14 protein-coding genes are annotated in these 13234 nt (G+C 67.8%); 1 reads left to right on the top strand and 13 read right to left on the bottom strand.

Annotated elements, in window-relative coordinates:
- Nucleotides 1-50: 50 nt before the first annotated feature.
- Nucleotides 51-1223, top strand: a complete 1173-nt coding sequence (locus tag NBG84_RS30845) for a hypothetical protein (protein ID WP_250922961.1) — start codon at nucleotides 51-53, stop codon at nucleotides 1221-1223.
- Between the two features lie 617 nt (nucleotides 1224-1840).
- Here NBG84_RS30845 and NBG84_RS30840 read toward each other — a convergent pair.
- From NBG84_RS30840 to NBG84_RS30780, 13 genes are all read right to left on the bottom strand, one after another.
- Complete coding sequence (locus tag NBG84_RS30840) at nucleotides 1841-2458, bottom strand: hypothetical protein (RefSeq protein ID WP_250922960.1); 618 nt, start codon at nucleotides 2456-2458, stop codon at nucleotides 1841-1843.
- 82 nt (nucleotides 2459-2540) lie between these two features.
- Nucleotides 2541-3314 carry a hypothetical protein gene (locus NBG84_RS30835; RefSeq protein ID WP_250922959.1) on the bottom strand — a complete coding sequence of 258 codons (774 nt, stop codon included), beginning with the start codon at nucleotides 3312-3314 and terminating at the stop codon, nucleotides 2541-2543.
- Nucleotides 3315-4116: 802 nt separating this feature from the next.
- A complete protein-coding gene (locus NBG84_RS30830; RefSeq protein ID WP_250922958.1) occupies nucleotides 4117-4641 on the bottom strand; it encodes a hypothetical protein in 525 nt (174 codons plus the stop codon).
- 261 nt (nucleotides 4642-4902) lie between these two features.
- Complete coding sequence (locus NBG84_RS30825) at nucleotides 4903-6564, bottom strand: PcfJ domain-containing protein (protein ID WP_250922957.1); 1662 nt, start codon at nucleotides 6562-6564, stop codon at nucleotides 4903-4905.
- 275 nt (nucleotides 6565-6839) lie between these two features.
- On the bottom strand, nucleotides 6840-7007 hold the full coding sequence (locus tag NBG84_RS30820) for a hypothetical protein (RefSeq protein WP_250922956.1): 168 nt from the start codon (nucleotides 7005-7007) through the stop codon (nucleotides 6840-6842).
- The gene (locus tag NBG84_RS30815; protein ID WP_250922955.1) at nucleotides 7004-7501 is read right to left on the bottom strand and encodes a hypothetical protein; all 498 of its coding nucleotides are present in this window, start codon (nucleotides 7499-7501) and stop codon (nucleotides 7004-7006) included. The genes NBG84_RS30820 and NBG84_RS30815 overlap by 4 nt, the downstream gene beginning before the upstream one ends.
- Nucleotides 7498-7740, bottom strand: a complete 243-nt coding sequence (locus NBG84_RS30810; RefSeq protein ID WP_250922954.1) for a hypothetical protein — start codon at nucleotides 7738-7740, stop codon at nucleotides 7498-7500. Before NBG84_RS30810 ends, NBG84_RS30815 begins: the two co-directional genes overlap by 4 nt.
- A 179-nt stretch (nucleotides 7741-7919) precedes the next feature.
- The gene (locus NBG84_RS30805; protein WP_250922953.1) at nucleotides 7920-9050 is read right to left on the bottom strand and encodes a hypothetical protein; all 1131 of its coding nucleotides are present in this window, start codon (nucleotides 9048-9050) and stop codon (nucleotides 7920-7922) included.
- 289 nt (nucleotides 9051-9339) lie between these two features.
- Nucleotides 9340-10095 carry a hypothetical protein gene (locus NBG84_RS30800; RefSeq protein ID WP_250922952.1) on the bottom strand — a complete coding sequence of 252 codons (756 nt, stop codon included), beginning with the start codon at nucleotides 10093-10095 and terminating at the stop codon, nucleotides 9340-9342.
- Nucleotides 10096-10665: 570 nt separating this feature from the next.
- Nucleotides 10666-10851, bottom strand: coding sequence for a hypothetical protein (locus tag NBG84_RS30795; RefSeq protein ID WP_250922951.1), 186 nt, complete (start codon nucleotides 10849-10851; stop codon nucleotides 10666-10668).
- Between the two features lie 159 nt (nucleotides 10852-11010).
- Nucleotides 11011-11448 carry a hypothetical protein gene (locus NBG84_RS30790; protein WP_250922950.1) on the bottom strand — a complete coding sequence of 146 codons (438 nt, stop codon included), beginning with the start codon at nucleotides 11446-11448 and terminating at the stop codon, nucleotides 11011-11013.
- A 471-nt stretch (nucleotides 11449-11919) separates the two neighbouring features.
- On the bottom strand, nucleotides 11920-12171 hold the full coding sequence (locus NBG84_RS30785; RefSeq protein ID WP_250922949.1) for a hypothetical protein: 252 nt from the start codon (nucleotides 12169-12171) through the stop codon (nucleotides 11920-11922).
- Nucleotides 12065-12997, bottom strand: a complete 933-nt coding sequence (locus NBG84_RS30780; protein WP_250922948.1) for a hypothetical protein — start codon at nucleotides 12995-12997, stop codon at nucleotides 12065-12067. The genes NBG84_RS30785 and NBG84_RS30780 overlap by 107 nt, the downstream gene beginning before the upstream one ends.
- Nucleotides 12998-13234: the final 237 nt, after the last annotated feature.

Genomic DNA, 13234 nt, shown 5'->3' with positions numbered 1-13234 from the left:
CCACGCCAGGTGCTGCGCGGACCAGCGGCACCGCTCGAAAGGCTGTCACCATGCTCGCCGCAACCGCCGGTGCAGAGGTGGAGAGCAAAAGCGCGGAGCAATGGCTCGATGAGAGCAACGCTCGAACCGAACTGCCCCGGATGGGCTGGTGCGCAGGGCTGGCCGACGTCCTGGCTGCCACGTACGCGGGAGACCTGCACACGGACACGTCCGGGATCGTTCGCCGCCGTGAAGGCCAGGGGCGCCGGGTGCGGGCCGCCCTGGTCGGGCTACTGGCGTCCGGCGGCTACATCGCGGTGCCCCGCGCCGGTCGGCGCGGGCCTGTCACGGTCACCCCCGACGGCGTCACCGCACACCGTTGGTGCACCGCCGCCCCCGATCTGCTGCACGCGGACTGTCGGACCGCCTACTGGGCGCGGGTGCGTGTCCACCACACCGGCCGGACCAGCAAGCAGACGGCACGGGACCAGGCCAGGCGCCTTACTCCGCTGCCGAACGGGGTGGAGGAGAAGCGCCGTCGCGCCGCGCAGATGCGGCAGGTCGAGCAGTGGGCCAAGGAGATGGAGGCCACGCGGGAGCGGCTTGCGGCGGAGCAGGCGGAGTGGGAAGCGCAGGCCGAGCAGGCGCGGGCGGCCGAGTGGGCGCGGAGCGAGCAGGAGGCCGAGGAGCGGCAGGTGGTGGTGGATGACCGCCGCGATGACGGTCTCGTCATGTCACAGCACGGCCCGCAGGAGATCGTCATGGGTCAGGGCAAGCGTCGCGTGACGGTGAAGCAGGTCAGCCCCAGCAGCTGGAACGCGGTGGTCCGCGGTGCTGTCTACATGGTGTCGAAGGAGGGCGGCGAAGACGGGCTCTGGCTGGTCATCGCGCCGGACGGCACGCGCATCGGCGTCTGTTCGGTGACCAATGACGCGCCGTACGCGGGCAGCGTCCGGGACATCGTCCGCGATCACGCTGACGCCATGGAGTGCGGCGAGACGCTTCCCGAGTGGACGCCGTCCGTCGCCGCCGCTACGCCTGAGGAGACCGGCGAGGACCGGCCGGCCGCCACCGACGGCGGCTGCGCCGGGCAGGGCGCGCAGGAGCCGGAGCCGTTCGGCCCCGGCCTCGCAGACGCCGACCGCACGGTAACTGCCGCCGAGCCTGGCGCATGGGCCGGTTGCTGCACCGCGACCCGGCCGCACCTGTCACCGTCCCGGGGCCACCTCGGCGCGCCCGGATGAGGGCGCGGGCCGAGGCGACCGGCGGGTGACGCGTACTTACAACGTCAACGGCGTCGAGAAGCCGATCACGCCGGCGGCTGACGAAGCTCTGTCGGTGGTCTCCGCGAACCTCACCGATGCCACCGCCGAGAGGTGACACGCGCTGCGCACGTCGGTGGATGAGCGGTACGGGGTGTACCGGCTCGACCTGGCCGCCGCCATCGACGCCAGCGCGACGGTGTTCGCAATGCTCGCAGAGCAGGAGACGGCTGAGGCAGCGCGTCGCAGGGTGAGATCGGATCGCTCCTACCCCAGCGCCCTGATGCATACGGCCCCGGTGAGGATGCGGCGTCGTGAGTTCTGTCCGACTTGGATCATCGCAGGGGGCTCCTTGAGTGCGAGGCGGCGCACAGGGGCCGCTTCCCTGCTTTGCATTCGCTGCTCCCTGATCTTCTTGACCAGGTCCGTAGGACGCGAAAGCGGTGTCGATCGAGTCGGATTCGCAGAACAGGCACCGGTTCTCCGCCGTGGCCTCAGCCCGGCGCTTGGCAGCGTTTGCGACGGTGTACGCGTCAGCGCGGGCGACCAGCACGTCGAGCGAGACGTCGAAGCGCTCCATGTCGGCGGCAGTCACGACGTCACCTCGGCCAGGCGCGGGTCGACGTGCGTGAGATTGATGGCCGCACTGTGCCCGTCGACCCATACGACGACGGTGTGGCCACCGAGGACTTTGGCCTTGCTGCGGGTGCGGGTGACGAGCTGCTCGGCCTCCGGGTCGTCCTCAGGTCGGCACCCGGGGTACGCGACCCGGCCGCGACCATGGCGAGCAGCTCCGGGCTAAAGCTCGGACGGGGGCCGTCGTCCGTATACGGGACCGACAGGTCACGGGAAACCGCTGCCTCGTAGGAATCGTCGCCCACGGCAGGGGCGGTCTGGTCCTCGGCGGGCCACGCCACTGGCAGACCCAGCGACTGCGACAGTTGACGCCGCGCCTCCGCGTGACCCATCCACCGGTAGTAGTCGTGCCCGCCACCCTCAGCGAACGACCGCAGGTTGCTGACGTACTCCGCGCGCTGTGCGCAGAAAGCGGCGATCTTCTCGGCCTGCGCCTCCAGCTCGGCGACGTTCGGCAGTACTAACTCGATCGCGCAGGCCTGCCACACGCGGACCGGCTCCCGGTGGTCATCGCCACGCGGGGTAATCGCGCCTGGTTCCGAGATCGCGAACACGATCGGGCGGTTCAGCGGCAGGCTCATCAGCGGGCCGCTGAAGAAACCACCTTGTGGGCAGCCATTCGGGCTCGGAGATCAGCGAGACGCTTTGTCCGCTGCTCCCGCGTCATCGGGGCGCTCGTGCCGCCACCGGCTTCGACGCCGCGTCGTACTGACCGATAGCCCACGAAGCCGCGTGGCACTGGTAGACGAACGGGTAGGACAGCTTGTCGACGTCCCACTCCGAGAGGTCATCGAAGTCGAACCCAGCCGTCTGCCGGATCTCCACGTCGTGGCCGCCACCCAGGCCGTTCAGGTCGTGGCCGAGGGACCGCCACGTCAGTGCCGCGCCATAGGAGTCGCGCTCCACCTGCTTGCCGCACTCGCACTTCGCCTCGTATTTCCCGCCGTGCTCGAAGCCGCTGAGGAGCTGGAACGCGGTGTCCTTCATATCCAGCCGGTGGCTACCAAGGATCTCCTGGCGGACTGCGTGCTCCAGGCCCTCCGGGGCCCAGTCGTTCTCGATCGCTTCGGCGACCCGCTCCTTGATGGTGGTGATCATCCGGCTGCGGTCGTACTCCGCGACCGACGACCGGCCGTTGACCAGCTTGGACGCCCAGCGGTCCGGCTCGACGCGGATACCGCGCAGCCAAGCGAACATGTCCTCAGTGTCGGGACCGAACCGCTCGAAGTGGAACGACCCGTGCGACCCGGCAACCAGCAAGTTGTATGGCCACGTCACCAAGATCAGGTGGCTCATCGACTTCGGGGCCGCGAACTCGACGTGCCGGTAAAGCCCGTCCTCGCGCACTGCCTTCAGCGTCGCCTCAGCGAAGTCGCTCTGGAAGTGATCGGAAGCCTTCGTGTCACCCGCAGCAGCAGGTGTGGGATTTTGGGGCACGGGGCCCGCCTTTCATCAGCAACAGGTGCGGGGGGATCTCGGGGCCGTTTCCCGGCGCTGGCGTTTCGGGGCGGCCTCGCGGCTGGCCGGCCCGGTGATGGTCTGCTGACTGTTGCGCCCATGGGCTGCCACTTCGCCGTCGTCGAAGCACGCCGCACACAGCCGTACCCGCTGGCCGCTGCCCTTGTGGACGATCATGACTTCATGAAAGGACCCAGCCACCCGCTCCTGTGGCAGTGCTCCAGTTCGACGTAGTCGAAGTGCGGCTTGACCGGTGGCCCTCGGTAGAGGCCACCGTTGGCCTTCCGCGACTGCGTGATCCTGCCATAGTGATGCTCGGCGGTCTCGCCTTTCGTCCTGACGACGACGCGCACCATGTCGCCCGCTTGGAACGGGCGCCGGCGCACTTCCACGGCCCGGAGTCATTTCTCCTCGCTTTCGGCTCCCTACCCGTACCGGTATCCGGGGCCGAGGTCGTCGAAGGCGTCCCGCAAGATCCCGGGGACATTGTAGGAGTTCGGGTTGCGTCCCTCCATTTCCAGTTCCGCGATGATCGCCTCACGCACGGTACGCCTGCTTCCGTATCTGCTCAGAGGTAGCTCTCTCCCACATCAACTCGTATCCACATACGAGTAACTTCAGGGTGGTCGATGCGAGTACATCGAACTGGTTCGGGTGTTCCGCGTCACACGCTTTCCGCATTTTGTTTCATACTTGGCAAGAGTCCCAAAAAGCCGTCCTGCATGATTTCGAACAGCGCCGCTATTGCTGCCAAATTACTCGGACACCTCTTTCCTCTCGGTCACCACCAGTGCCGGAACAGGTAGTCGCCGCGCGGCAGCTCGCCGCGGCGGATGAGGTCGCCGAGAACCAGTCTCAGCGACGGAGAGAAGGCGCGATCGGCGAAGAACCGGTCCTCGAACACGGCGTTCTCAAGGTCTTGGGTCGGCGGTGGGTTGGCCTCGACAGTGGCTGGTGTGTTCTCGTCAGCGACGCGGATGCTCAGCCAGTAGTACAGCTCAGTCATGCCGGTCTTGAGCACGCCCTCGCCGGTGCGGGAGTCCCGGCCCAGATACATCTCGGCGTCGTCGAGGTCTCCGAGTGCCTCCAGGTAGTCCTCGTCGGAGGCGAGTTCGTACAGCTTCACACTGTCATTGCCAATGTGTTCGTCGTCCCGCTGGCATCCGCGCAGCGAGCTGTACGGCTTACCGTAGACGCGCTCGACGATGGCTTCGATCGGGATGTATCCGCTTTCGGCGATCGCGTGAGCCGCATGTGGCTCCAGCATGTAAACACTGCGGGGCGTGTATTCGGATACATCGGGCATGACGGAGCCTCCTATGGGTGGTTCAGTGGTGATTGCAGGGACAAGCGCATAGGACTCACCGCCCGACCGCAGGAGCAGAGTTGTCGGCGACCTGCTCCAGGCAGCGCCGCCGCCGCCGGATAGCCCGGTAGACCATCTCATTGACAGCCATTCGCTCCGACGTATGCCAATTCGACGTGCTCCTGCGGTATTTCGCAGGGCAAGAGAAGGACCCCGACCTGATGCCGGAACATCAGGTCGAGGTCCGTGTAGAAATTTGTGTCAGTGAGTTCTCTGGGGCAGCCGGAGCCCGTCCATGCCCAGAGCATCCGAGTGGAAGCCGACTTCCATGGCGCCCAGCCCGTCGACGACCTGCTGGGCCGCTTCGCCGAGCTCACGCACGGCGTCGCGGTTGTACTTGCCGAGGATCTGCTCTACACCGTGCGACTGCGTGATCTGAAGGTTCAGAAGCACGCGGCCGTCCGCATCGCAGACAGCAGCAAACACATCCAGCTCCAGCTCGCCGGCGTACCCGCCGATGCAGTTGTTGAGCATCGCGCCCCAGCGCGAGAGCGTCTCGGCATCACGGGCGACGACAAGGTTCAGACCTGGGGCTGCTTCCCGGCCATCCAGCAGCGCGGCCGTCTGCAGCGCCCATGTGTGGCGCTGGGCTTGCCTCGCTATCCGCTCGAGGCGGCGGTCCTCCTCGCGTTCGTGGCGCTCACGATCGAAGGCAGCCATCAGCTCGCGCCGACGGTTCTCGATCAGACCCAACGCCCGTACGCGGAACGCTTCGTCTTTCCAGAGGTACCAGTCAGCGACCTGAGCCGTGCCTTCGGGAAGCAGCCGGATCTCGCGGTTGTAGTCCTCCATCTGACGAAGGGCACAGATCTCCTCAACGATGACGCGCCGGGCCGTGTGGCCCCGGGGGTCGTGCCATCGTTCGATTGCGGGCAGGTCCCGAACCAGGCGCTCAAGGTCACGGGAGCCGCGAACCCGGCGCTGCCCGCGGGCAGCGATGATCTCCGGAAGGAGGTCGAGATCACGGGTGACGGCCAGACGGTGAGCGGTGCAGTTGGCTGCATCGGCCAGCGTGCGCCGCGCCTGGTGGACGGGTTCCTTGAGGATTCGTCGCAGCACGGGCTGCGGAGTCCGGCGCAGGATCGAGCGGATGCCTCGCTGCTGCAGGGATGTGAGGTCGCGGCCGCCGGCTGTTTTCGTGGCGCGCATGGCGTCGATGAGCCAGTCCACGGGCACCAGCCCGCGGAACAGGGCGAACCAGTTCAGGGTGCTGATGTCCAAACGCTCCATCTCGCGGGTCAGCGGCCGACGGTAGGCGCGCACGCCGAAGAGGTTCTTCGCGACCTGCGCATGGTCGTGGGCATCGAGATAGGGCAGGTAGGTGAAGGCCGGACGATCCTGCCGGTCGTCCTTGAGCAGCGGGAAGCGGTCGTTCCAGTTCGGCAGCTCGCCGATGTGTTCGCGGATCAAGGCGATTGCCTGGTCCACGGTGTTGTCGACTCCCTCAGGTTCCAGTCCTTCGAGCCTGCGGGCCTGCGGGTTGCTGCGCATCCACCACTGCAGCGTCCCGGAAAGTCCGTGGATCCAGGACTCGACCACGGTCTCGGAGAAGACATGGCGGGTGGTGGATTTGCCGGTGCGACGGTCGATCTCGCGCAGGACCACGAGGTCCTTTTTCGTGCGGGCCATCGACGTGAGCTTCTCGGAGGTCCAGTAGTGGAATGCCTTGCCCGAGGCGCGCATGCGGTGCACGCGTCTGTAGAGCGAGACGGCGACGGACGTCCGACCGTCAGGTAGAGCCCGCGCCAGGATCCTCAGACTCATCCCGGAGATCGCGCCTTCGACTGTGGCGGCACCCTGCTCGGCGAGAGCGTCGTCGGCATACTTGATGTAGAGCAGGGTGTGCTCGGTGCGCTCGGGCATGGCGTTCCCCCCGGGGACGATGTATTGGATTCGGCAGTGAGGCCCCCGGCGCTGCCTTGCAGCGCGCTGCCCGTGCCTTATCCGATTCCGCCCACCGCAACTAGATCCCCTGTCAGTCCATTCGGGATCGCCTGCGACGCAGTATCTCTACGGAGGTCAAGGAACCGGGCGGCCGGCTGGTCGTTCGGGTCAGCCTGCTCCGGGGCGCACCGAGCCCGTCCTGCGGAAGCAGGCCAACCGCCCGCGCCGGTAGGCGCAGGCCCTGGGGGCGGGGTTCAGCGCAGGCTCATGCTGGACTCGATCGCGTCGCCCTCCTCCTGCTGGTCCTGCCAGCAGGGCTCGCATGGGTCGCTCTCGGAGCACTCCGGGCGGGGCTGGCCGTTAGGGCGCAGCTCACCGGCGGGCTGGGCGGCCATGAAGTCGACGGGGTCGGGGGCGCTCACGTCGGGAATACCTCCGGGTGCTCGGCCTTCCAGTCCAGCCACCGCTTCGGGTAGATGTCGTGGTCGCGGTCCATGGCCTGCTCCAGAGACAGCGGGCCTATGGTCTGGCGGGATTCGGATCCGGGCGGGCCGGGCACGAACAGCGGACCGTGCTGCCAGGTGACGACGCGATATCCCCAGTCGGCGGGCCCGTACTTGATGAAGACGCGGGTGACGACGCGGCCTTCGACATCGAGCGGGCGTTTCAGCATGCGCTGCCGTTCGCGGTCGCCGAGGAAGTAGTCGATGTATTCGTCGATGTAGGAGGCGAGCATGGCGGCTTCGGCGTCGGTGGGCCGTTCCCGGCTGCCCCAGCTGTAGCGGCTGGTGTCGACGCCGATGTAGGCGGCGATGTACTTCCAGCCGGGGTTGAAGCTGGTGACGACAGGGATGCGGAGTTTCGTCAGCGGATCGCGTTCGTCAGCGTCCGTACCGAACGGCCAGGTGGCGGTCATCGGTTGCTCCTGCGCTTCCGTGGGTCAGCAGTGAGGGTGCTGCAGTCGGTGCACCACCGTTCGCCGGGCCGGTCGAGGTCCAGCGGGACATCCTGCTTCGGTGCCGGGAAGACAATGCCGTCACCGTCGGAGCAGGTGATGGGCTGGAACTCATTGACGATACGACCGACGGGCCTGTGCCAGACAAGGATCTCGTTCTGGCCGCCGTCACCTCGGACTCGCTCAGGAGTTGCAAGCATGTTCGTGTTCCTCACATCTCTCTGCTGGTCTGGTCGTCGGACCGCCGGGTGCGGTGACCAGGGTGTCGACGGCGCCGAAGAACTCGCCCATTCCCCGAGGACACATGCTGGCCGTGCGGTGCCGGACCAACCGGCCGCGCGCCACGATGATCGCGACCGTCGCCGCGTCGGATCCCATCTCAGTGGCCCTTGCGCGCCGCCACGCGGGCCCGCGCTTCCGCGTCACGGGCAGGGATGGTGGCGAGGAGTTCACCGGCGCTCGCAGCCCGGGCGAGGGACTTGGCACGGGCCGGGTCGGCGTACAGGGTCCACACGTCGCCGCCCATCCGGGGCTGGTAGGAGAGCTGCCAGAACCGGCGGTTGGCGTAGCAGATCTGCCAGGAACGCGGTCCGGACGGGTGCGCGCTCACGCCGGTCGGAAGGTCCCGAAGTTCCGGGACTGGACCGTACGCGCGGTCTATGTAGGCGAGATGTTCAGTCGTGGCTGTGATGGCAACGCGTACTGTGTGCGGCCACCGGTGCCACTCGGGCAGCATCGGCGTCCAGTCCTTCCACTGCGCCTCGCTGATGGCCCTTCCGGTGTACGGCGCCCAGGCCGCGCCGCGCGCGTAGTTGAATCCAAGCCGCATCAGGTGCCATCCGGCCGCGATCAACAGTCCTTCCGTGTTCGCGCCGTCGGTGATGGCGTCCAGGTAGATACCGGCGGGGTCGTTCTCCCGACCGGCCGCGCCCCGCTCCGTGAGCGGGATCGTGTGGCGTTCGGTCGTGCTGCCCTCGGCGGTCATGAGCCGCAGCGTGGCGCCCCCACCGGCGAGCGGGTACGCCATCCGGATTTCCGCGACGGTCGGCAGGGCGGCGAGTTGGCCCGCACGCATCCGCTCTAGCCGTTCGGTCATGGTGGCCGACACCTGGGAACACTCGCCACCCTCGGCGACCAGGCGCCACGCGGCACCGCGCGCACGGGCGCCCGGGTCACGAGTTGCTGGCGCGGTCTTCTCGCGCTGGGTGGCCACGTGCGCGACCGCGAGCGCGACCGCGCCCTTACGGGTCGTGCTGTCGGAACCGAACTGCCTGCGCTCGCCCCCCACCTCTCGCACCCTCCAGAACAGCGCGCCGCGCTCGCTCACCTGGAAGGCGGCGTACGTGGCCTGCGGGAACCGGATTCCGCTAAGTGTCTCGCCGGGCAGCGCGAACAGCCAGCCGTCAACGCCGAAGCCGGCGCCGTCGGGCTTCTCTCCGTTGGTCGGCGTGTACCGGCTGTACTCGGGCTTGATGGTCTCCCGGACGATGCTGCGGGCCTGCCTGGTCATGCTGTGTTCTCCCAATTGGTGAGGAGGCGGTTCCAGATCAGCCCGGGCGGGAGTTGCGGGGCTTTGCGTCGTGGGTGGGTGGCGGGGTGGTTGTATGGGCACCGGAAGGACTCCTGTGGGCTCCTGGCCCCTGATGCCTTACGAGAGAGTGGTTGCCTCCGGCGTTTTCGGACGGTCGTGCAACCCGCCTCGGCCGCCGGAACGTTGATCGTTGTGGTGCGAACCCGCTACCGGGTGACCTTGCGATTCGTACTCGCCCGCGGTCGCAGGATCGGGGGCGTCATGAGGGCTAGAACGGGGGGCAGCACAGGGCACCGGTGCACTCGTGCGCGGCGGCCTGCGCCTGCGCGGCCTGGCGCTCGCGCTCGGCCTGATCTCTGCGCATGATGCGCCGGGCGACACACGGCGCGTTGTCGCACGTGGCGTGCCCCTTCAGGGCGTCGGTGGAGTCGTCGAGGACCTCTATCAGCCCATAATCCTCGCACCATCCGCACAGCGGCTCCGGGACGTGCAGGCTCTCGCCGTCCACGCACCCGATCCAGTTGGACGAGTCGTACCAAGCGCCCTGTCCGTCGGCCTCGATCCACTCAATCACGCGCGTGCAGTGCAGACAGGTGTACTCAGGCTCCGGCGCCGTCAGCCCGAAGTGACCGGCCACGGCGGCAGCGCACTGCCCGGCCTGCATGCCCGCGCTCGCCGTGGGATTGCGGCCGTCTCCGAACCCGTGAAAAACCAACCGGGTTGATTTGTCGTCGGTGACCACGGCGCCCACGTACCACAGCGTAGCCACCGGCAGGTCGTAGTGATCGGCGAAGAGGCGGCCCTCCGAGGTGCGGGCGGACGGGTCGGCCGCACAGTGGATCCGCACACGTGCCCGCCCCGGCACACTGCACACCAGGTACTCCGAAGACAGCGTCCGCCACGGCTTGTCCACGTGGTGCACGATCCCCAGTGCTTCGAGTGCGTCACGGAGCATTGCACCGGTGTGGCCGTCGTTCGGGGGGCGCGTTTTGGTTAGGCTGGGGCGCACGGTGAACAGGGACATGTGGGGTACTCCTCGAATTGGTCCGGGGTCCGTGGATGTAGGCACCCCACCCAGGCGCAAGGCACCGTAGAGGGGGGAGTGTCAGGCGCCTTGGTGCCGATCAGGCCACGCACGGTGCGCTAGGCGGGGATCAGGTCGCTGGTGGAGCCGCGCCGCTACGCCAGAAGAGTTCGTCGCGGTCGCTGCCGATCACGGTCTTGCGGGTGCCGCCGTCGGTGTAGTGGTCGGCGATAACCCGGCGGCTGCGTTGTGCTCGGCATGGGACAAGCCGGGGCCAGTCACGTGCCGTTCGGCTGCGGTGCGGTCCAGGTGAGCGAGGATTTCGGAGGCGGGAGCGATCACGGGGGCGGTTTGCTGGCCTATGTCGGGACGACCTCTCGCATGTGAGGGAGCGGGGTCCGTGCTGAGTACGACCGGCCCGACTTGAGGTGCCGTCGGCGGCCCTCATCACAACGGAGCAGGGGGAACGGGCAGTGACAGGTGATCTCCAGTCCGATATCGAGCGTTGCGCGCCGGATACCGGGTCGACCTTTTGGTGTGCCCGCCCCATCCACGGAACGAGCGCTGCGGTCAGCGGCGGCCGGGCTGGGGCCAGGGGGTGGCCATGTACGCGTCCTGCGCCGCCTCGAACGCGTTCCACAACCGCTGGCCGTTCGTACAACGCCGGCTGCCCACGCAGCTCTTGCAGGTGGTTGCGTGCGCAGCCTCGGCGTCCGCAGCGCGCATGTAGGTGTTGTAGCTGGCGCTCTTAGCCATCGCGATCTCGTCTCTTCAGGCGTGGGTGAATGTCGGTGACGCGGTGGCCGGCTTCGCACACCGCGGCAGCCGCTCCGGCAGCGACCGCAGCAGAGCGTCGGTGACGGGGTAGGTCAGGCCATAGGAACGGGCTGCCACGCAGCGTTGTGCTGCCTCGTCTTACCCGTGGGGCACGGTGATGGACGTTATGGATGACGACGGGCTCAGAGCCCCAGAGAGGTCAACCTTTCGACCTCGGGCGATCTCGGCGGCCGGAAGGTCGATGCGGAAGCCACCGACCGGGTAGCTCGGGTGGTCGGAGAACACAACGGCACACATCCAGGAGCCGGAGTGGCGCTTGCGCGGCAGCGGCTCCTCCTCGACCCCCTCGGGCAGAGTGTCCTTGCGGAACTCGATCGGCACCACGACGACGCGGTAGGCTCGGTCAGTGCGCGGCTGCTGCCAGGGCAGTTCGACGAGCAGGTCCTTGGGCCACTCATTGATGGTCAAGGGTAGGGTGGACAGGTAGTGGTTCAGTGAGCCTTCGGGGGCTTGGGCCAGCCGGGCGCGCTCCTGCTCCTCGGTCTCGATGAAGCCGATGCTGCTGAGGAAGCTCATGATGGTGAGTTCTCCTAAGGTCCGTGTGTGGGCGCGGCGCTGCGGCGCCATCGATGGTCTCCGTGCGCGTTTGTTCAGCCGTCTGGACCGGTCCGGGATCGGCGTGGCCACGGGATCCGGAGCCGTTGATGAAGACGTCCGGCCCGGGCGTGGTGAAGGTGTCGGAACGCAGTCGTGGCGCATGTATTCCGCCTGTCAGGGTTCAGCGGCCCGGGGAGTCTGGCTCAGGGCTGTGCTCCTGGCGCGGAAGAATCTTTCGAAGACCAAACCGGATCAGCTCCGCTGATCATGCTCAAAGAGAGAGAACCCCGCCCGGCGGACCGGCGGGGCTGAGCCGCGGGGAGAAGTGCCAGGCCGGCGGCACCAAGCCGGGCAACCACCGGGGCGGGCGGGAGCGGGCGCGTGGCGGCCCCGAACCCGGGTCGGGACGCCGGAGGTTCGGGGCCGGGGCATTCAGGTGGAGTGGCCGGGTCAACGCGACCGGAGATAGACGAGACGGCCGATGTCCTTGCAGGTCAGTCCGTGAACAGTGACCTCGCGGGCAAGGGTGGCGCCACCCTCGGGGTAGACCCGTAGGACGGTGGTCCGGGTGGCGGCGTCGTGGGTGATGTCGACTTCAACGCGGCGGCCGTTGAGGGAGCGGGAGTAGGTCCAGATGGTGACGCCCAGAGAGCCGCCGTAGTGCCGCTCGGGGCGGATGGTGCGCAGGTGCGGGGTGGCCATGATCAGGTCTCCTCAGCGGGTTGGTGACGGCGGGGTGGAACCGTGCCTCTCCCCTTGCCGGGCGGGGCCACGTCGGGGAGCCGGTGCCTCCGGCTCTCGTTGCCCGCAGGGCCAGGAGACAGGGATGCGGGCCCGGGTCGGAGGCGGTGAGGGCGCCGCGTGGGCCCACCGGCCAGCGGGGCTCAGCCACACGTCCAGGAGGGGCAGAGGGTGGGAGCGTCTCCGGCCCCACCGCTGCGTGCTGCGGCTGGATGCCGCCGTCCGGCACGAGGATGGTGATCTGGTCCCGGCACAGTTGCCGGCCGTCGTTCGAGAAGAGGCTGCTCAGGCTTCCTGCGCCGGTGCCTTCCTCGTCGGATCCGATCTGCAGCCGACTTCTGTCGTGCGGGTCGCCGGTGTAGCTCGGCTTCGACGCATCGACGGGCTCGACCGTGCAGCGCAACCGCTCGACGCGCGGCGTCTGGTCAGCTGCGTGTGGCTGGATGACTCGGACCGTGATGTCGTTGTTGATCGTCGAGCGGTACCACAGGAACGACGGCTGAGCTGTGCGCTCCTTCGTCGATACGCTTCTGCGCACGACGACGTTGTGGTCATTGATGGTTGTGTAGTCATAGGTGCCGGTGTACGGAGTTGCCTTGTAGTAGGAGCCGTCAATGCGCTTGAGGAGCTTCTGCAGATCCGGGACGTAGACGATCTTCGTGTTGGCCATCTCGGCGCGTTCCTGGTCCCGCTGTTCTCCGGTGTGGTTGCTCCACAGAGCCAGGCCCGTGGCCAGGATCGCGACAGCGGCGACGGCGATCGCCGAGTTACGCAGGCGTTGGCGCAAGGGGGTGTTGTGCGTGGCGCTGGGCCTCTCTCATTCTGGGGCGCGACGGGGTGATGCCGACGTTGCTGAGCACGCGCAGTCATCTGGCGAAGAAGCTGGCCCGGGCGGTGAAGTGGGTCCGGTGGAGCTCGTGGAGCTCAGGGCAGACGAGCTCGAAGGTCTTCGATTGCAGCCGGGCACGTGCTGGGCCCGGAGCGGGCGCACCAGCACAGGGTCCAGGCCGCAGCCGGCGAAACC

The organism is Streptomyces albipurpureus, from assembly GCF_023701525.1.
Taxonomy (GTDB): domain Bacteria; phylum Actinomycetota; class Actinomycetes; order Streptomycetales; family Streptomycetaceae; genus Streptomyces; species Streptomyces albipurpureus.
The sequence above is the reverse complement of the archived record's forward strand: the minus strand, read 5'-3'. Positions and strand labels throughout refer to the sequence as shown.

Bases quoted from the DNA above. Each gene is read 5' to 3' on its own strand.
- NBG84_RS30840 (WP_250922960.1), bottom strand. From the start codon at position 2,458: ATGAGCCTGCCGCTGAACCGCCCGATCGTGTTCGCGATCTCGGAACCA.
- NBG84_RS30795 (WP_250922951.1), bottom strand. From the start codon at position 10,851: ATGGCTAAGAGCGCCAGCTACAACACCTACATGCGCGCTGCGGACGCC.
- NBG84_RS30800 (WP_250922952.1), bottom strand. From the start codon at position 10,095: ATGTCCCTGTTCACCGTGCGCCCCAGCCTAACCAAAACGCGCCCCCCG.
- NBG84_RS30785 (WP_250922949.1), bottom strand. From the start codon at position 12,171: ATGGCCACCCCGCACCTGCGCACCATCCGCCCCGAGCGGCACTACGGC.
- NBG84_RS30845 (WP_250922961.1), top strand. From the start codon at position 51: ATGCTCGCCGCAACCGCCGGTGCAGAGGTGGAGAGCAAAAGCGCGGAG.
- NBG84_RS30830 (WP_250922958.1), bottom strand. From the start codon at position 4,641: ATGCCCGATGTATCCGAATACACGCCCCGCAGTGTTTACATGCTGGAG.
- NBG84_RS30825 (WP_250922957.1), bottom strand. From the start codon at position 6,564: ATGCCCGAGCGCACCGAGCACACCCTGCTCTACATCAAGTATGCCGAC.
- NBG84_RS30810 (WP_250922954.1), bottom strand. From the start codon at position 7,740: ATGCTTGCAACTCCTGAGCGAGTCCGAGGTGACGGCGGCCAGAACGAG.
- NBG84_RS30790 (WP_250922950.1), bottom strand. From the start codon at position 11,448: ATGAGCTTCCTCAGCAGCATCGGCTTCATCGAGACCGAGGAGCAGGAG.
- NBG84_RS30815 (WP_250922955.1), bottom strand. From the start codon at position 7,501: ATGACCGCCACCTGGCCGTTCGGTACGGACGCTGACGAACGCGATCCG.
- NBG84_RS30805 (WP_250922953.1), bottom strand. From the start codon at position 9,050: ATGACCAGGCAGGCCCGCAGCATCGTCCGGGAGACCATCAAGCCCGAG.